This window comes from Enterococcus sp. AZ119 (assembly GCF_050546175.1).
Lineage (GTDB): Bacteria > Bacillota > Bacilli > Lactobacillales > Enterococcaceae > Enterococcus > Enterococcus faecalis.
On the sequence record NZ_CP172951.1, the window covers coordinates 1,683,081 to 1,701,507 of the forward strand.

General features: G+C 34.5%; 20 protein-coding genes and 1 tRNA gene. All 21 read right to left on the minus strand.

Features of this window, described 5'->3' with window-relative positions; all coding sequences use genetic code 11:
- Positions 1-94: 94 nt before the first annotated feature.
- The 21 genes from IGL37_RS08295 to IGL37_RS08395 all read right to left on the minus strand — a co-directional run bounded on the left by IGL37_RS08295 (position 95) and on the right by IGL37_RS08395 (position 18,281).
- A complete protein-coding gene (locus tag IGL37_RS08295; protein WP_002357064.1) occupies positions 95-1,282 on the minus strand; it encodes an acetate/propionate family kinase in 1,188 nt (395 codons plus the stop codon).
- 24 nt (positions 1,283-1,306) lie between these two features.
- Entirely contained in the window at positions 1,307-2,314 is a 1,008-nt protein-coding gene (locus IGL37_RS08300) for a class I SAM-dependent methyltransferase (RefSeq protein WP_002357063.1), read from the minus strand.
- A gap of 128 nt (positions 2,315-2,442) precedes the next feature.
- Positions 2,443-2,796, minus strand: a complete 354-nt coding sequence (gene comGG, locus IGL37_RS08305; protein ID WP_010820074.1) for a competence type IV pilus minor pilin ComGG — start codon at positions 2,794-2,796, stop codon at positions 2,443-2,445.
- Entirely contained in the window at positions 2,796-3,230 is a 435-nt protein-coding gene (gene comGF / locus IGL37_RS08310) for a competence type IV pilus minor pilin ComGF (RefSeq protein WP_002378441.1), read from the minus strand. The genes comGG and comGF overlap by 1 nt, the downstream gene beginning before the upstream one ends.
- Positions 3,220-3,591 (minus strand): type II secretion system protein, encoded by a 372-nt coding sequence (locus IGL37_RS08315; protein WP_171025395.1) that lies wholly within the window; start codon positions 3,589-3,591, stop codon positions 3,220-3,222. Before IGL37_RS08315 ends, comGF begins: the two co-directional genes overlap by 11 nt.
- 755 nt (positions 3,592-4,346) lie before the next feature.
- Positions 4,347-5,288 (minus strand): ferrochelatase, encoded by a 942-nt coding sequence (gene hemH / locus IGL37_RS08320; protein ID WP_033595884.1) that lies wholly within the window; start codon positions 5,286-5,288, stop codon positions 4,347-4,349.
- A gap of 29 nt (positions 5,289-5,317) precedes the next feature.
- Positions 5,318-5,391 (minus strand) — tRNA-Ile (locus tag IGL37_RS08325).
- A gap of 640 nt (positions 5,392-6,031) precedes the next feature.
- A complete protein-coding gene (locus IGL37_RS08330; RefSeq protein WP_002364188.1) occupies positions 6,032-6,283 on the minus strand; it encodes a hypothetical protein in 252 nt (83 codons plus the stop codon).
- A gap of 71 nt (positions 6,284-6,354) precedes the next feature.
- Entirely contained in the window at positions 6,355-6,555 is a 201-nt protein-coding gene (locus IGL37_RS08335; protein ID WP_002357053.1) for a cold-shock protein, read from the minus strand.
- Between the two features lie 836 nt (positions 6,556-7,391).
- Positions 7,392-8,633: a LysM peptidoglycan-binding domain-containing protein gene (locus IGL37_RS08340; protein ID WP_002394567.1), complete on the minus strand. Its 1,242-nt coding sequence runs from the start codon at positions 8,631-8,633 to the stop codon at positions 7,392-7,394.
- Positions 8,634-8,867, minus strand: coding sequence for a phage holin (locus IGL37_RS08345; RefSeq protein ID WP_002384371.1), 234 nt, complete (start codon positions 8,865-8,867; stop codon positions 8,634-8,636).
- Complete coding sequence (locus IGL37_RS08350; protein ID WP_002364191.1) at positions 8,860-9,081, minus strand: hypothetical protein; 222 nt, start codon at positions 9,079-9,081, stop codon at positions 8,860-8,862. The genes IGL37_RS08345 and IGL37_RS08350 overlap by 8 nt, the downstream gene beginning before the upstream one ends.
- Positions 9,082-9,115: 34 nt before the next feature.
- The gene (locus IGL37_RS08355; protein ID WP_002364192.1) at positions 9,116-9,271 is read right to left on the minus strand and encodes an XkdX family protein; all 156 of its coding nucleotides are present in this window, start codon (positions 9,269-9,271) and stop codon (positions 9,116-9,118) included.
- Between the two features lies 1 nt (position 9,272).
- On the minus strand, positions 9,273-9,593 hold the full coding sequence (locus IGL37_RS08360) for a hypothetical protein (RefSeq protein WP_002389262.1): 321 nt from the start codon (positions 9,591-9,593) through the stop codon (positions 9,273-9,275).
- Between the two features lie 13 nt (positions 9,594-9,606).
- Positions 9,607-10,098, minus strand: a complete 492-nt coding sequence (locus IGL37_RS08365) for a hypothetical protein (RefSeq protein WP_002364194.1) — start codon at positions 10,096-10,098, stop codon at positions 9,607-9,609.
- The gene (locus IGL37_RS08370) at positions 10,098-10,385 is read right to left on the minus strand and encodes a collagen-like protein (protein ID WP_002357046.1); all 288 of its coding nucleotides are present in this window, start codon (positions 10,383-10,385) and stop codon (positions 10,098-10,100) included. Before IGL37_RS08370 ends, IGL37_RS08365 begins: the two co-directional genes overlap by 1 nt.
- Positions 10,382-10,978, minus strand: a complete 597-nt coding sequence (locus tag IGL37_RS08375; protein ID WP_002357045.1) for a hypothetical protein — start codon at positions 10,976-10,978, stop codon at positions 10,382-10,384. Before IGL37_RS08375 ends, IGL37_RS08370 begins: the two co-directional genes overlap by 4 nt.
- Positions 10,971-11,852 (minus strand): phage baseplate upper protein, encoded by an 882-nt coding sequence (locus IGL37_RS08380; protein ID WP_002387290.1) that lies wholly within the window; start codon positions 11,850-11,852, stop codon positions 10,971-10,973. Before IGL37_RS08380 ends, IGL37_RS08375 begins: the two co-directional genes overlap by 8 nt.
- A gap of 18 nt (positions 11,853-11,870) precedes the next feature.
- Complete coding sequence (locus IGL37_RS08385) at positions 11,871-14,678, minus strand: phage tail spike protein (protein ID WP_002410540.1); 2,808 nt, start codon at positions 14,676-14,678, stop codon at positions 11,871-11,873.
- A complete protein-coding gene (locus IGL37_RS08390; RefSeq protein WP_002403868.1) occupies positions 14,660-15,394 on the minus strand; it encodes a tail protein in 735 nt (244 codons plus the stop codon). Before IGL37_RS08390 ends, IGL37_RS08385 begins: the two co-directional genes overlap by 19 nt.
- Complete coding sequence (locus IGL37_RS08395) at positions 15,384-18,281, minus strand: tape measure protein (protein WP_002410539.1); 2,898 nt, start codon at positions 18,279-18,281, stop codon at positions 15,384-15,386. The genes IGL37_RS08390 and IGL37_RS08395 overlap by 11 nt, the downstream gene beginning before the upstream one ends.
- Between the last annotated feature and the right edge of the window lie 146 nt (positions 18,282-18,427).

Sequence of the window (18,427 nt, forward strand, 5' to 3'; positions counted from 1 at the left end):
AGCCAACTATCACTTTTGATAGTTGGCTCAGTTTTTTCTTATTTACCTATTAAGCACACCTTGTGAGAGCATCTCACAAGGTGTGTTCGTTTAATTATTTTAGACGTTCTACGTCACGGGCAATCATTAACTCTTCATCAGTTGGTACTAATAGAAGCTTGATTTTTGAATCATCAGTTGAGATAACTGCTTCTTCACCGTGTACATTATTTTTGTCATCATCGATTTCACAACCAAACCAAGTCATGCCATCAATAATATCTTTACGAACGCCCACTGCATTTTCACCGATTCCAGCAGTAAAGACAATCGCATCAACGCCATTCATAACAGTGACATAGCTACCAATGTATTTACGAATACGATCGATAAAAATGTTGTATGCTGTTTGAACTTCAGGTTTATCTAAGTTTGATTGAATATCGCGCATGTCGCTTGATAAACCATTTGTTAAACCTAATAAACCAGATTTTTTGTTTAAAATATCAACCATGTCTTGTACATCAGTCAAGCCAAGTTTTGTCATTAAATAAGGTAATAGTGACGCATCAACATCCCCTGAACGAGTCCCCATTGTAACGCCAGCAAGAGGAGTGAAGCCCATTGATGTATCGACTGATTTACCACCATCAACTGCAGTGATTGAAGCACCATTTCCTAAGTGACAAGTGATAATTTTTAAGTCTTCAATTGGACGACCTAACATTTCTGCAGCACGTTGAGAGACATAACGATGACTTGTTCCATGTGCCCCATATTTACGTGCAGCAAATTTTTCATAGTATTCACGCGGTACACTATATAAATAGTTGTGTTCTGGCATTGTTGTGTGGAACGACGTATCAAAGACTGCCACGCTAATGATTTCTGGTAAGATATGTTTAAATGCTTTAATCCCCATTGCATTCGCTGGGTTGTGTAAAGGTGCTAATTCAGATAAAGCTTCAATTTTTTCTAATACTTCGTCTGTAATAACAACAGAATCTTTAAATTCTTCTCCACCAGCAACTACACGGTGACCAACACCAGTAATTTCATCATAAGAACCTAAAATGTTTAAGTCGATTAATTGGTCTAGTAACATTTTTACTGCCACTTCATGGTTATCAATATCAACAATTACTTCATATTTTTGTCCTTCACCATATTTAATTGTGAAGATAGAATCTTTTAAGCCAATACGTTCAACGATTCCTTTAGCGATCACTTCTTCATTTGGCATTTGGTATAATTGCCATTTTAAACTTGAACTACCTGCATTAATTGCAATTGTTTTAGACATAATTTTCTCCTCTTCGTTACTATTTTATTTTAAATTTGAAGCTTTCCAAGCTTCAAATTGTTTAAAGAACTCCGTTACTTTATTGATATCTTTCAAAGAGGCAAGTTTTGCTAACAAAACTTCCTTCACTTGCTCAGCATCTGCACCCTTGTTTTGAACAAGCAAGATACTTTTACGTGATTGTTCTGACTTAAACAATTCATCAGGTAACTGTATCATTCCTTGTAAATAGACATTTTTTGTCAACCAATTTTTAAAGAATTCACTTTGCTCAGTCTCTAAAATATTGGTCGGGATTAAGAATAAGCCAAACCCTGCTGGCTTCACGTATTTCATGGCTTGTTCCATTAATAAATGATGCGCATAACTATGGCCTTCCTCCGCAGCAGCAGCAAATCCCTTTGCTCGCTCATCATTTGGATAATAGCCAATCGGCAAGTCACTTAATGCTAAATCAACTGGATCCAATAACAAATCTTGCAATCCGTCTTGATGGAACAACTGAATATTGGCTTGTGACCAAGCATTGTTCACAGAAGATACTGCCAAAAGTGTTTCATCGATATCCACACCATAACCAGAAACTTTGTAACCAGCTGTTTCAAGGTTCAGCAGAACCGTTAACAGTAAATTTCCCATTCCTGAAGCAGGATCTAAAATTTTTAATGGCTCTGATTTATTTGTTAATTGTTCTACTAAATAAACAAACAAAAAGCCAATACCGTCTGGCGTCAATTGATGATTTGCTTGAAGCTGCTCTTTTCTCGTTCCTTTTAACAAAAGTAATTGGGACAAGCGTCGCACATCTTCAGGAGCTAAATCAATTTTTTTAATCGTATGATACAGCGTTTCTAATTGTTTCACTGTCTCTGGATTAGGTACTCCGTCAAGTACTCGTACTTGAAAATCATCTAAAATATTTTCACCATTTTCAATATACGCATCTAAAAAAGAAGTATCCAATGACTGTTGCAATAACTGGATTGCTTGTTCCATTGGCTCGAAAGCCTCTTCAATTTTTTCTGGGAACAAATTAGCACCTCTATTCTATTCAAAATGTAACAACTTCCATACCTGTTTTATTTTAACGAAAAAAGAAAGAATAATCAATGCCTTTACTGTCTTTCTTCTAAAATCTAATAATTTGTAGAAAAACAACGCTATTCCAGCATTGTTTCCGCTTTTTTTTGATGAGAAACTCTCTCTTGATATTGGTATTTTCGACCAGATTTGTTTAATAAAACAGTTATTCTTAATTGTTCATTTTTGTATGTATAATCGAGGGTCACTTGCGCGTATACGAGCCTTTCTTCTGTTTTTAACTTTCGTCTATTTTGTTTAACATCTGCAAGAAATAAATGAAGGATACTTTTCCCTGCATAGTATTCCTGGGTAGCTTGCGTAAATTTTTGTGTTAACTGACGTTCTTCTAGTAACTGAAGGGCGAGAAAACTCATCAAATAAACAAAGGCCATGGCCGTGAACAATAAGTTTCCTGAATATTTTTGCCTCATTAAAATTCTCCCTTTATCGGAAAAAAACTATCAAATGTTTTTCCAGAAGTAAAAGTAACTTCCAAAGTAAACGATTGTCCTTCATTTTTAAACTGTCCATTTTTGATACCAATTAACAGCGGTTGATAGCCTTTACCATTGACTCGCTTAATAATTTTATCTTCTTTGATTTGAATTAAAATAGTCTTGTTTGTTTCTGAGTCGAGGAAAGAAATCTCTTGAGCAGAGCCTGTTTGGAAAACGAGCTTTTGACATTCTTTTTCTAATTGAATTAAAAATATATGCCAGGATTTCGAATCATTGTTTTTCAAATATTGATTTCCGATAAAACTTTGTTGAATCATCAACTGAAACAATTGACACATACAACTTAAAACGACTAGTGCCACTAAACACTCTAACATTGTAAAACCCGCATATTTTTTATTGACCAATCAAAATCGCTCCTCTTGAATCTGTGACTTTTAGTATCCTTCTTCCCTCGTTCTCCATCAAAGAAAATCGGTAAGTTTCTCCTTGATATATCCGCTCTTTGAAACGTAAATCACCCGTCTGCTCTAAAAATAAAATTGCTTCGTATCCTAGACGAGTGCGCGTTAATTCTTGCTCCCGTTGATAATTTTGCTGAATTAATTGTGTAATAGTCAGGGAGAATATCCCTGCTATCACACATACAATACTAAAACTAACGAGACTCTCTAATAAAATAAAACCGCTATAAATAGTTAATTTTCTTCGTATATTTGCCACTCCCCATCTGAAATTCCATAACAATTTAAGGAACAAAAAAATCATACAATACGCATTAAATAGCTGTTTTGTCATTTTTAATAATCTAAGATATGTAAATAATACCGCAAATCTGTGGTAAATTTTGTGGTAAAAATACACCTATGAGTATTTGACATTTTATTGAGTTTAGAATACGGCTAACTGAATTAGTTTGCCTAGAAGGCGACTACGAAAAAAAAGACCTTATTCTTAAAAGAATGGAGGTCTTTTTTGTATTATAATAATAATCACACCAACTGACTTTTAGACTTTTATTTCAATTTTGTAAGTCAATCGTTAGATATATCAATGGATAAGTAGAATATTTCATTCTATTCTCTTTTTGAGGTGAATACAATGAAAAAAATAATTAAACATTTTATGAAACCTGTTGAAGTTTTTGAAACATTAGATGATGATATTGGGATGTTTTTAATCATTTCTATTTGCACAGCTCTGATCTTTACTTTCTTTAGTAAATAAAAAATGTGTTAAATAAATTCTCAGATACTTTCCGCAGTATATCAAATTGGGAAGTCAAAAATATCTAAAAAGAATTGACTTTTCATACAACGTATTTTTATGGACCATACAGGACTCGAACTGCAGTGCAAAAAAATCAAGCTTTTTTAAGCGGCTTATTTCCTAAACTGAACTGCAGATAAGCCGTTTAATTTTTGCTTAATTCTACTATATGCTATACCAGTAAATATATTCGTGCAAACCCTGAATAAATTGTTTAACAAATTCAAACTAAAATAAAAAACTAAAACAAATTACTACAAAGAAATAATGTCCTTTACTAATTTTGCAAATTCAATATCTCCATTAAATGGATGAACATATTTGTAGACTTCCCCGCCATTTTCTAAAAAATAGTTTCTGTTTTCGTGTTCCAATTCTTCTATTGTTTCTAGACAGTCTACAACAAAACCTGGTGCAACAATTAATATATTTTTAATACCTTTTGATGGTAATTTTTTCAAGGTATCATCAGTTGCTGGTTTTAACCATTCAGATGGCCCAAATTTCGATTGATAGGTTTGATAATAACGAATATCTCCTAATTTATCCATTATTAATTTTGTTGTTTTAGTACATTCCTTCGGGTAGTTATCCCCATCTTTTACATAAGACATAGGAATTCCGTGGTATGAAAAAACGATAGCATCTATTGGACTTTCATTCAAAGCTTCATTTATTTTTTTTGAAAAGTAATCTATATACTGTGGATTATTGTAAAATGATCGAATAAATTTAATATCCACTATCCTATCACTTTTTATAAAATAATTCATAACGGAATCAAACACCGATCCTACCGTTGTCCCAGAGTATTGCGGATACATTGGTATGACATTGAGTTCTTCAATCTCTTTTGATAATAATGTATCTAGAGCAGTTTCTATACTCGGTTCACTATATGACATTCCGATTGTAACTTCCACTTCTGGACATATATTTTTCAAATTTTCCATTTGTTTCTCAGTATATTCCAAAAGAGGAAATCCATTTTCAGTACAAATTTTTTGATAGAGTTTTGCTGATTTTTTTGGACGTATATTCAAGATAATACCGTTCAAAATCGGTTTCCAAATTATAGGATGTAATTTTATTACTCTTCTATCTGATAAAAAAGTTTTTAAATACTTCCTTACTTCCGTCTTGGAAGAATCTTTTGGTGTTCCTAAATTCACTAAGAGAATTCCTGTTCTTTTCAAAATAATTCACTACCTGTCTAATTCTATTATCGACCATGATGAATTCGAACCATCGACCGAATAGTCATGAGCCGTTTGCTCTAACCAGCTGAGCTAATGGTCCAAGTAATAACTAGCTTATTGGGGATAAAATAGTTCTTACTAGTTATAGCTTAATATATAACAATTTTACTTTACTGATTTTCAATTTTCAACAAAAAAACGACCACCTTATTGAGAAAAGGCGGTCTGCGTGAAAAAATAAGAGTTTAAATATGTATAGATATTTTACAATATCTATTTTTTGAGTTCAATATTTTTATGTAAAAAAAGCCGCCTCATTGGGGTAAGGCGACAAGAGGTAGTAATAAAATGAAAAATAAAATTGTTTGGTAAAGATATTTTACCTCTTTCTTTTTTTAATTTCAAGTTTTCATTTTACAAAACAATTGTATTTTATTTATAATTCAAATATACAACTGTATTAAAAACACCTACTAAACATACACAACTTGGGGAAGTATTGTGCGTCTTAAGTAGGTGTTTTCTATATACACAAGATAATTTCGTTTTAACTACTATGATAAATTCGAACCATCAACCTAATGGTCATGAGCCGTATGCTCTAACTAGCTAAGCTAACAATTTTTAAATAAAAAATAACAGATCCTTTAACATGTAAAGAATCTGTTTAGAAAAAAGAGTATGCCATAAATCCTTGTCTTAAGTTTAACACAAAGACCCTAATCTAAACTAGGGTCTTTTTATTGGTACATCGATAATAGTTTCTCATAACTAATTACTGTTTTTTCTTTTTTGTTTTTTGGCTTAGAACTGTCTATAATATTAATTACTGCTGAATTAATTAATAAAACAGCTATTATACCACTTCTAATTTCTTTTCTGTAAATAAATGATACTTTCTGTCCTTCTTCAAACTGTTTACTTTTATCTGATGGTATAACTTCTTTCCATGTTCCAAATCCCATATGATGATCTCCTTTCGTTTTCAACATTCAGAGCCTATCAATTTAATCTTATAAAAAAAACGTTCCAATTAAATTGGAACGTTTTACCAAAACCTTTATTATGCTTTAAAAATATTAACAGCTTGCATACCGCGCTGTCCTTCTTCAATATCAAAAGTTACTGCTTGTCCTTCTTCTAATGACTTAAAACCATCCGCTTGAATTGCTGAAAAATGAGCAAATACATCATTGCCATCTTCACCTGTAATAAATCCAAAACCTTTGTCTGAGTTAAACCACTTTACTGTACCGTTGTTCATATATGTTTCCTCCTTGTGCATACCCTGTATGCGATTTGTTGCAAAAAATGTTTGATAAGCAAAAGGAGAATTATAGTCTTATGTATAGCGCTCTCGTTACATGTCAAAATTGATTACTTATTTATAATACCATACTATTTCCTATAAAGCAAATGAGTGTATTAAAACATGATGGACCAATACTATAAAAAGGTTATAATCCATCTACTCTAGACATGAAATATAAATATACGATACAAAAACCCCCTTGCACAATTATGATACAAGGGGCCTGTAGTCTTTTACTACAAGTAATTGCTTTATTATTCTAGCAAATTAGTTTTGTTAATTCAACCAATAAAATCATTCACGACTTATTAACAAAATTGTGTTTGGCTTTAAATTAGAACTGGGATATTAAGGAATATCGCTAAAGTAGCTATACTACACTTTTCCACTTATTTAAAAGGAAACTGTTCTCAAGTAATAGTAGCTTAGAAATAGTCTAATTCTATTTTTATTAGGATAAATTCCGTACACATTATCCTTTTCATAAATTCAAGCTTAACCTTGTTATAAAAAAAGAAAATCGGTTATGATTAACAAGTAAAATCTAAAAAAAACACCTACCGCACAGTCAACTGCTTGGGGAAGTACGTGCATCTGTGGTAGGTGTTTTCTTATGTAATACAATAGCTTTAAACTAAGCTACTTATTAGTAAAATTAAAATGCTCCTACCTAAGAACTTGTCATAAGATAGGAGCACCTCTTTTCTAAATCGAAAAGAGTCATAATATGAAAAGGTAACTCTATTGTAAATGAGCTACCTCTAAATTTCAACTGATTTTGCAAAAAATCAATGGCTCAATGTTTGACCAGGATAAATCAAGTTAGGATTTGCTAATCCGTTTAATGCAGCTAAGGTTTGATAAGTCGTACCAAGCTTAGCTGCAATACTTGATAAATTATCACCGTATTGAACTGTGTAAATGTTGCTTACTACTGATCCATTTACTTTCAAAATTTGGCCAGGGTAAATAAGATTTGGATTTGTCAATCCATTTAATGCAGCCAATGTTTGATAGTTTGTTCCGTATTGATAAGCAATGCTTGATAATGTTTCGCCATATTGTACCACATGAGTCGCTTCTGGTTGTTTATCAGGAACAGTTGCCGCATCTGGCAATAATTCAATATCGCCTTTGCTAATCCATGACAAGATACCTTCTAGCAATACTCTGCTTCCAGTTACTTCTTGCACTTTATAGCTGTTTCCTTTTACCCAATCTGGAATAGCTTCGCCAGTTGCCCAAGCATCTACATTAAATTTTACTTTGACGGTATCACCAACTTTTACTGCAGAAGTAGGTGTTTTTTCAACTTCTTTACCTTCTTCAATAGCTGGTGTGTTTGTTTCTGGTTGGTTATTTTTTGTATAACCATTATCGGTAATACCTGTTAAATCAACGTTACCATCTAGCCCTCCTGCAACGTAGGTTGACGTGAACTGAAAAATACCGATATTTTCAAATGAAGGAAAATAATTGTAATTTGGATAAGGTGTCACTTCATAATCTGGATATTCTGCCATCCATAATTGATACTTCTTTGCAATTCGTGATAGATCATAAGCTGAAGTAAGATACCCTTTGTATCCGTAAAGCATCGGTGTATATCCAGCCTCTTTGATGTAGTCTAACGCCCATAGCGTTACATCCGTCGATTGAACGCCGTCTTCCGCATCTAAGGCGACAATTGATCCCTTTGGTGTTTGAACTTTAGGTAAAAAGTAATCTAATACTTGCTTTGCATTTTCATAGGTAAGAACATTTTGCCACCATACATACGTATGCGCTCGTTTACCTTGAGCAATCGTACTAGCTACTTGACTAGAATAAGTAACTTGATCATAAATCCCATAGTTGTTTTGCCCACCAATTTGTGAAATTGAGAATTTATCATGTGCATAACCAAATGTTGCTTGATACCCATTCCAAATAGACAAATCAACGCCTTGGTCTCCTTTTGCAGCAAATGTGCTAACTGGTGATACAAAAAATAAGACTACCAGTAATGTTGCCAATAGTTTCTTTTTCATTTATTTATCTCCTTTCCTATCTGATAATCCAGGTGTTGTGGGATCTGTCACAATACCTAGAATAGTTAGCACAACAAATAATGCATTAACAACATCTAGCAGTTGCTTATTAATCATTTCAATTTGAAATTTATATCCAAAAGGAACGGCTACTACTTGAATTAATAATAGAACTGCTGGAATAATCGAAAGCCAAAATTGTTTGTTCTTTATTCTTGATTTCCAATTAATCATTTTTATTTCCTCCAATCCCTCTAAAGAGGGTTTTATTTTGCTCTTCCAATCGGCTAATGCGTATTTCATGGTTATTTAAACGTTCAACAGCTTCCTTTAGTTCTTTCATGCTATCTTCTAATTGAGAAAAGACATGATAAAATTTCATTAATGCGAAAATAATTCCGCCTAAGAATGTAATCACTGCTAACCATTGTTCTACTGTTAAGTTCATCCTGCACCTACTTTCTACTTACAAGAAAAACCGCTTAGCTTTCGCTAAACGGTTCCCCACAAATTTTTGTGTATTCTTCTTTTGTTAAGCAATTCATATTCACGTAATCTACTAAATCTTGTTTTGTATAACAATTCCAATCATACAACTGTTTAATATTATCGAAACCTGGAAAAGCATTCGTTTTCATCTTATTCCGCTCCTTTCGTAAGTTCAGCGACTTGTTTCATCAATTCGCCAGTCATTCTTTGTGTTTGTTGAATAACTTGATTCTGCTGAGAAACTTGCTTCATTAATTCCGCATTTTGCTTTTGTAAAAGTTCCAATTCCGTAGGTGGCGTTGGCTCTGGTTCTGGCACATTATCAGGATCGTATATTAAGCTTGTTCCGTCCCAGCGATAATTAAAAAAATCTGTTGGCTCTTTTTCTACTTCAAGTTCAATTTTATTCGGTTGTTCCATTGTGGAATATCCGTCTAAATAACCTTGAATATCATCAATCCAAATTTTCATGTTCTCTTTCCTCCTAGTATTCATAAATCGCACTTAACGCAAACATTTTACTGCCTGAACCAGCCGTATCACTAGAAGAGGCATTTAAGTCGTTTCCAGTAATTTTAGTATCCTTAATATATAAATATTTCCGTACTAAATTAGTATAGTATCCATGTAAAAGGAAAATAACTCCCCCAGAACCTGGATTCTGCGCATGCTGTTTAGGCACTAAGAAAAAGTGATAACACGCACCGTTCAAAGCTCCTTCTTTGGTATATTCTTGCCATTGTAAAATCCAACCATTCTCACACTGTGAAAGAGACTTAGAAGGTACTTGCCCATTTCCTGCAGCTCCGCCATACCATGCACCTGTCCACAACGGTTCTTTTTTGGTAATTTTTTGATATGCTTTGTCCGCATCTATTTTTTTTATATAAGATTCAAGCCCATCAATTGCGGCAGTATGTGTTTTAAGATAGACTGGTTTTCCTTTTTCTTTTAATTGAACAATATCTGTTGTCATTACACTTCCCCTACCTTTTCAAACGTAATTGCTGGCAATCCATCTAGCTTTGTTTTATCTTCTTTAGACATCAAGCCATTTTTTATTGAGGTTGCAACGTCTGTCGTTGTTGCATTTTGCCCTGCTGGACCTTGCGGACCAACGTCTCCTTTATCTCCTTTTGGACCTTGTGGACCTGGGTCTCCCTTTTCACCTTTCAATACTTCTGGTTTCCCTTCCACAGCATTCCAATGTGTTTGAGGAAATACCTGTGTTCCTCCTTGTTTTACTTTAACAATATCTGTCATTCAACTTCCCCTACTCTCTCAAACGTAATATCAGGTATTCTGTCAATGGCTTCTTGAACTTTTTGGTCAACATATTGTTGATTCACTCCGCCGCCATCGCCACCACCAGTTGCTGAAATAACACCATCTTCTGAAATAGAAATATTCGCTCCAGCAGTATAACCTTTCAACTCTTCCAGTTTCGATTTTAGTTCAGTGGTGAAATTTTGATCTGTTTGCTTTACCGCAGACAACGTTCCGTCTTCTGTAATTTCTAACAGTTGGCCAACCTTTATTCCGCCCAGTTCATCTGCGGTAGCGATTGGAAGAATGTACACGCCTCCCTCGCCATTTGACAACCGTTGAAACATTTCAGCAGTGATAATACCGTCTGTTTCTTCTGTCGCATAAGGAAGTTCTGTCAGTGCATTTTCTAAGCCTAGATCTGCTTTAGTGATAATTACTGCCCCAGTATATCCATTAACAGATAATACTTTTGATTGACCCGCAATAATTTTTTCTAATCCTCGAACAGCGGATGCATGTGTAATAGGATAAAACTGACGTTCCACGCCATTTTCATCGGTTTCCATCATTCGTTTTGCTTTAACCACTTATTTCACCCACTTTTTCAAACACATAAGCGTTCTGTTTTGTATCATCAACTGTTGCGATAACCAATGCCCCATCGATCGCAGGATAATCAACTGTTCCAACAATTTCTGTTTCATGATTCAGTGAAAAAGCATCATCTTGTAAAATAATCAAGTCACTTATTTCGCCATATTCTAACGTATATAAGCGTTTCTCTAATTTCTGATACAAATATTCCATATCTGCCAATAAACGTTCAGAAATTGAATTATGGCGCACTCCTTGAATGTCTACACGTGCATCCATTAGCTCGGCTAACATCGTACCGCCAGGATCAATCGTTTTTAAAATATCTTTGATTGATTCGAACCATGAAGTGAAATCTGTTTTTTGCGCATCTCGCCACGCTTCGAACTCTTCTTTTCTAGCATTCATCCAATCAGTAAAATCACCCTTATTTTCGTTGATAAAAGCGTTCATGTCCGCGATTAAATCTTCAATGGACTGCCAATAAGAACCCATTTCACCTTCTGTTTTCGAAGCAGCATTCACTACAAAGTAAGAAAAGTTTTGCGTTGCACCAATCAGGTTATCACCTTTATGAATACTGAAATATGCTTCTTGTCTGTGTAACGACTGCATAGAATATTCATCAAAGGTATACTGAATAATCCCTTTTTTGGCATTCACAATTTTTGCTGAACGTTGAATCGGATATTTATTATCAATAACCGATTCAAAAAAAACTTCGCAACCTGTTAAATCAAGTGGCAAAGCATTTTCAACTAGTATGGCTTCTAAGACTTCTGTGTTTCGATTTCCTTGTCGTACATTCTGAATCCCAATGTAATTGTAAGGTTCAGTTGTACTTAGCGTTGCTTGCCATTTAACCATTGAAAAATCCTCCTTTCGTTATTTTGGTGGAATAACAATCGATTGAATAGAATTAGCAAAATATAATCGGTCATATTTTGCGACAATTTGCCCTTGCTCGGCGTTCTGTTCTATGGTTTGGATACGTCCGTTATTTAAGCCGTAAATCACGCCCGTGTGACCATATGTTGGGTCTACTGTCCAACCTGTTCCCCATTGGCCACCTCGTCTAATATTGACGATTGCTCCTACCACTAAATCTTGATACGTTGGATTTTGGATTACTCGCCAACCTACCGCATTCCAATCATATGCTTCACCAATATCTGCAGCAGATGATGTATCACCAATTACATGTGAAAAGCCATAAATTGTTCCTGCACCTAAACCACAGCCGCCCATAAAACCAGAATATTCGGCTGGAACGGCATAACATTGCCCATTACCAAGCCATTTGCCCATTAAGGTCTCCAAATGTTCTATGCCAGCTTTTCCTGTTGCAGTAGAAGCTTTCAAATCTTTGAATTTGTCATACCATACTTGTGCATAGGTTTGTCTTTCTGGATGTGCTGCAGCTGGACGTTCAAAGTTTAATTCAAACGCATAAGCAGCTGTTTTAGACGAGCTGACAACTTTAAATTCATCAACTGTTAATGGACTTACTTGTCCTAACCATTGCCCATTGAACATACACCAATTAATTAATTGAGCTTGGGCTAATGACGTCCTATAGTCTTGTTTGATACCTGCAGCTGCGATTAAGCGTTGTACATATTCTCGGCCATTCCAAGTTGGTGCGCCTACCAATGGATATGCTGAACCGTCCCATTGAACCCATCCGTAAGCTGGACCGCCTATTTGTTCGGTATCTGGGTTCATACTTGGACCAACTTCTCCTTGTACATTTCCAAGGATACCTGCAGCAGCTGCTTTGCTGTATCCGTTAGCTAATAGGTAACTCCATAAGTCCCAAGCAAATTTATCTGCATCGCTTGTAACTTCTGATGGATAACCACCTGTTCCAGCTCCAGAACCGCCACCACCATTTTGACCAGGTATAACTTCTTTGCCGCCCACAATCAATCGATCAACTGTCAGAATTGCTTTACTTCCATTTGGACCAAAAAAGTTAAAATTATTTCCAACAAAAAACTGTGTAGGACCAGTAATTAAATGTCCTGTGCCTGATTGGTTAGACAAACCAATAATTTTTTGGGGATTATCTGCGACTAATAGTAATGAATTCCCATCAGAAACTACAGGATTTCCATTTTTATCTGCTAACCCTGGAAAAGGATTTCCCTTTGTTCCCATCGTGCCAACGTGACTATTACCATTCCAAAACTCCATCCCTTTTTTAGTTAATTCCATGATTTTTTTCTTATTATTCCAAGCTTGTAAAGTACCGTTTACCATACGTAAAATATCTCCACAGCTATTAAATGATGTTTCAAAAATATTAGATTTTATTTTGCCAGCTCCTATAAAGTCCGCATTCAATACTCCATTAATTCCCCACGCATTTTTAAATGGACCTTTCCAACCAGTTCTTGAGAATCCAATTCCTTTGTTATTAATTGCAATCACATCTTTTGCAGTATCCGTGGATTCCGTATCTAAGTAATAATGGGTATTAGGTCGATTTTTAGGATATTGAAGTATACTTCCACCTTCAACACCGTTAATCAAATTAGTAATATAATCTACAAAATCACTCATATACTCTTTTTTTGTCAATGTTTTTATAGCTTCTTGAAAGTCTTGGCTTTGCTGTTTATAAAAAGCAACTTGGATATCTCCCGCAGTGATTTTTATTGTTTTTTCTGCTAAAGCATCATAGACAATTCCTGTAACTTTCGTTTGAATGTCAATATCATAAAGCTTGTGGTATACAGTGAATGTATCGAATAAATTATAGTTACGCATCTTAGCAAATTCTTTTGCTTCTTCTGAATCTGTAAGTTTCTCAATTTCTAATTCAATAGAAACTTTAGGCTTATCACTTCCTGGATATAATGTAGTGAAGTATTTACTTGCCACTTTATTTAAGCTAGCTATATCTTTTACTCCTTGATCTTCAGTAAACTGAATGTATTGAGCGTAAACATCAGGATACTTACTGATATATTCGCTTTTAACTGCATTTCCATAAATCCGTTGAGAAGTTCCGTCTGCTCCACTTTGAAGCTCTGCAAATGGCAAAACTTTAGTAACAATTGATTGCCAATCAAATTTAATGGTTAATCCTTTTAAATCTTTACCATAACGAACAGTTCCAACGTTATCTCGTCCTCTACGCCTTAGCAAAGATAATTTAAAAGGCTCTCGTTTTATTTCTCCGCCCCAGTATTGAAGTAGAGAACCTTGTTCCCCTGCAATACAATTCAATACATTTCTAGCTTCAAATGTAGTGCTAGAAGCTGTATTTATATCAGAATATAGTTTGATATCACAAGGTTCGTCCATGTTCTGTTCGATTAATTTCATTGCTTCTGCACCATTACGATTATCAACTGTTACTAGCCTCACTTGTCTGTTTCCTAGCTTATAAGTACGAGATTGGGCATAAATAACAATGCTATTAGTAAAAGTATCTTTAAACGTTTGTTTGATCTCAAAAATGTGGTATTCTTCTAAGTCATTTGGCTTTGCTTTAATTTGATAGCCATTTTCGAAATAATCACTAAATCTGCTAATCGCTGGATAGTCCATTTCTAGTTCATATTTTCCGTTTGCTTCTTCAGTGATTTCGCAACGTGTCGCATCAACAAGACGTCCTAATCCATTTGTTGAAAAATCTTTTTCTCCAGGTTTAAAAATAACTGGAATCAAACCTTTCGCCTCCAATTCGGCTGAACCTTAAACTCTGTTACTTTACCAGTCCAGCGAAAATTATTCTCTCCACATTTTAAAATCGGATAATCTTTAAAAAGTGTTTTATGATCCAAGATTTCAAATGCTCCGCCTGATTTTCTATAAGCTTCTTGTTTTTCTGAATCTATAATGATGTCACCGTTAATTGCTTTTAATGAATATGATTGATTATTGATAAAAAAAGAAATATCCCCAGACCCCAAAATCTGAATAATGGGTTCTGAAGGATATTTTTCTGTATTGATTAACTGATTAGGATTACTTATCCAATATTGGCCAATACGATTTTTCTTAAAAGGTCGGATACTTACAGTAAATTCAAAAGGAATTAAAAACCCGCTTTTTCTTGTTCCTGTAAATTTTGGTGGACTCGTTACAATCGCCTGATAAATATAATGCTCATCAAAATAAACAATAAAATCAGAATAGTTTCCCATATCGAGCCAAAAGGAAATTTCATCTTCTAAAAAAGAAACTTCTTGTAAAGTATTTGCTTTCGCATAGCATGTAATGGTACGTTCTACATTTTTATAATATGCAAAATCAACGGCTATTGAATCATTACCCATTCGCTCCCTAAGCTCTACCACACGTCCTGCAGAAAGTCGTTCAGGTCTTTCTCTCATAAATACATTGAATTCAGAACTATGTTTTCCATTAAGAAAAAACTGTCCTCTTTTAAATTCCACCAAAAGCACCCCCCGTTGCATCACTATCTCTATTTTTAACAATTTGAATATACTTAACGAGGTCTTTAGCCATATCCATTAATTGTTTTTCATTTAATTTTCCCATAGCTTGTATATTGATATTGAAAGTATCACCGCCAATATTAGTCGTAGCATTACCTTTATTTTTAGCTAAGCTTTCTGTTTGAGCTCCTTGTTGGTTGATATATCTGCCAGTAGTAGAAAAATTTGGTAACTCTGTTGGTAAATCGGTCATTTTTTTCACTGATTTGTCAAGCGTTACTTTTTCTTGGTCAATACCAGCTACAACACCTAATACAATATTTTTACCAATCATATCCCGCATCCATCTTGAAGGTGAATGAATGCCTAAAGCACCTTTGATTTTTTCTTTAATATTACCAGCAACTTCTTTAATTTTTTTATTCACAGCACCAATCATTGAACCAATACCGTTAACTAATCCTTGGATAATATTTTTACCAATTTCAAATAAATCGATATGGCGCATATCATTAAAGGTTTGCTTCACATTTTCAACAGTATCACTAACGCTTCTTTTAAGATTATTCCACGCATTTTTAGCACCTTGTACCAAATTGTTGAAAATATTAATTGTTCCCTGTTTTAAGTTTTCCCAACCGTTAATGATGCCGTCTTTTATACCTGTCACAAGATCAACAATCCACTGTTTAAAATTATTCCAGGTATCTTTTGACCATTGAACAGTTGCGTTAAATGTATCAACTGTGCCTTGTTTTAAGTTATTCCAACCATCAATTACACCATTTTTAATGTTTTCTACTGTTTCAAAGAACCAAGTTTTCAAACTTTCCCATATTCTAATTGCTTCAAATTTAATATTTATCCACGTTTCGATGATAGAATATTTAATTTCAATCCAAACGTTGATCGCTCCATATTTAATGTCAATCCAGAGTAAGGTGAAAAATAACTTCACATCAATCCAAATCTTTTTAATTGTCAACATCAATCCATTAAAAATAGAAGTGACTGAATAGGAAATAGCTGTAACAGTGTTATAAAAGATATTTTTAATCCCGAACCAAATAGTCTGAGCAGCTTCAGCAATATTATCCCAAACGGCAATCATGTTTTCTTTTGCCTCTTCCCATCCGCCTGTGATCATTGATGTAATGAAAAGAATTGGAGCTAATAGAACATTTTTTAGAATGGTGACGACATTTTCAGCGATCATTTTGACATTTTCAATGTTCGCTTTCATAGCGTTAACAACCATTTTAAACGCATTTTTGATTCCTGTTACATATGGACCAATATATTTCCAGACAAAATCAAATGCTGTTGTGAAAACATCTGATATTGATTTTCCAACACCCTTAAACCAATCTTTCACATTATCAAAGCCATTTTTAAAACTTTCTCCAACACTTTTAGCACTGTCAGCAGCACTTTGTTTAATATTTTCCCATGTATTTTTTGAGCCTTCTTTTGTTGAATTCCAAAGTCCACTGAAAAATTCCTTGGTACCGTTCCACTTATTTTTAACCCAGTCGGCTGCATTTCCAGGTACTTCTTTCATCCATGTGCCAGCATTCGAAAAAGCCTCTTTTGTGCCATCCCACATGTTACTGAAAAATTTCATTGTGGAATCCCAAGCTTTCACAACTGTTTCTGCAGCACTAGAAATAAATTCTTGTATATTTTTCCAAATATTTTTAACAGCATCCCTAAACCCTTCGTTAGTCTTCCAAAGATAAATAAATCCTGTAACTAAACCTACAACTGCAGCTAAAATAGCGACAAATGGATTCGCCAACATAGTTGAATTAAATATCGCTTGCGCAATTGATAATCCTTCTGTTGCTTTTTGCCAAGCCGTGAATGCTGCACTTACTTTTTTAGCAAGCATCAACGTTCCAATACTGCCAGCTAAACCTGCAAGCAATGAAGCATAAGGTTTTAACGTATCATACAATTTTTTGGCTGTTTTAATCATTGGCGGAATCATCTCGGCAAATTTAGATAAAGCTGCTTCCATTTTTGCCCCTTTGTCAGCAATGATTTCACTAATACTTCCAAAACCTGCACTTTTTAAGCCTTCGTCAATTTTAGTTACAACGTTAGCCACACCACGAACGATTGCAGTCTTCATGTTAGCTAAACCTGTTTTAATACCAGCGGTAGAATCTTTAGCAATCTGTTCTAATGATTTAAGACCGCCACCGCCTTCTTTATTTAATTTGATTAAAGCATCTTGAAATTCTTCAACTGAAATTGAGCCATCAGAAAGCCCTGCTTTCATCTGTCCAGCTGTTAATCCCATCTGTTTTGCTAAAGCGTTTAATGCTGGTCCTAAACCACTATTAATCATTGAATTCCAAGTTTCAGCATCTACTTTACCATTTGAGAACGATTGGGACAGCTGGATAATAGCATTTTCTACCATTTCAGCAGAACCACCAAAACCGAGGATACCGTTATTTAAAGCTGCGAAAATCTGTTCTGATTTACCTAAATCATTTGTTGATGAAGCGATTAATTGAACACCTTTAATAGCGCTATCTAACGGCGTAGGCAGCCCTTGGATACTTTTCTTTAAGCTATCCATTGTTTTAGATGTTTCACCAGCTGAAAAGCCCATATTTTCAAACACACGATTTGCGTTATTTAACGTATCTACACGATTAATGGCCCCGTCGATGTTGCTGGTAATCAATCCAATACCTTTAGAGATAATTTTAGTTGCTCCGCTAGCTAAAAAGTTACCAACAAAAGACGTCCATATGCTCCCAAGAGATCGGCCGCCTTTTTGTCCTGTTCTATCAACTTCAACATCAAAGCCTTGTAACTTTTTTACTGCTGAATTTAATCCTTGTGAAAAGCCAGATTCATCCAGTATCATTTTTAAGACTAAGTCTTCATTGTTCAAAAAGTACCCCCTCCCTCTTAGAACATAGTATTTTCATCAAGATATTTGATATTTTCAAATTCGTCTACAGCATCTTTAAATGCATAAATTTTCAAAAGCTCGTTTAAATCTGTGTTTTC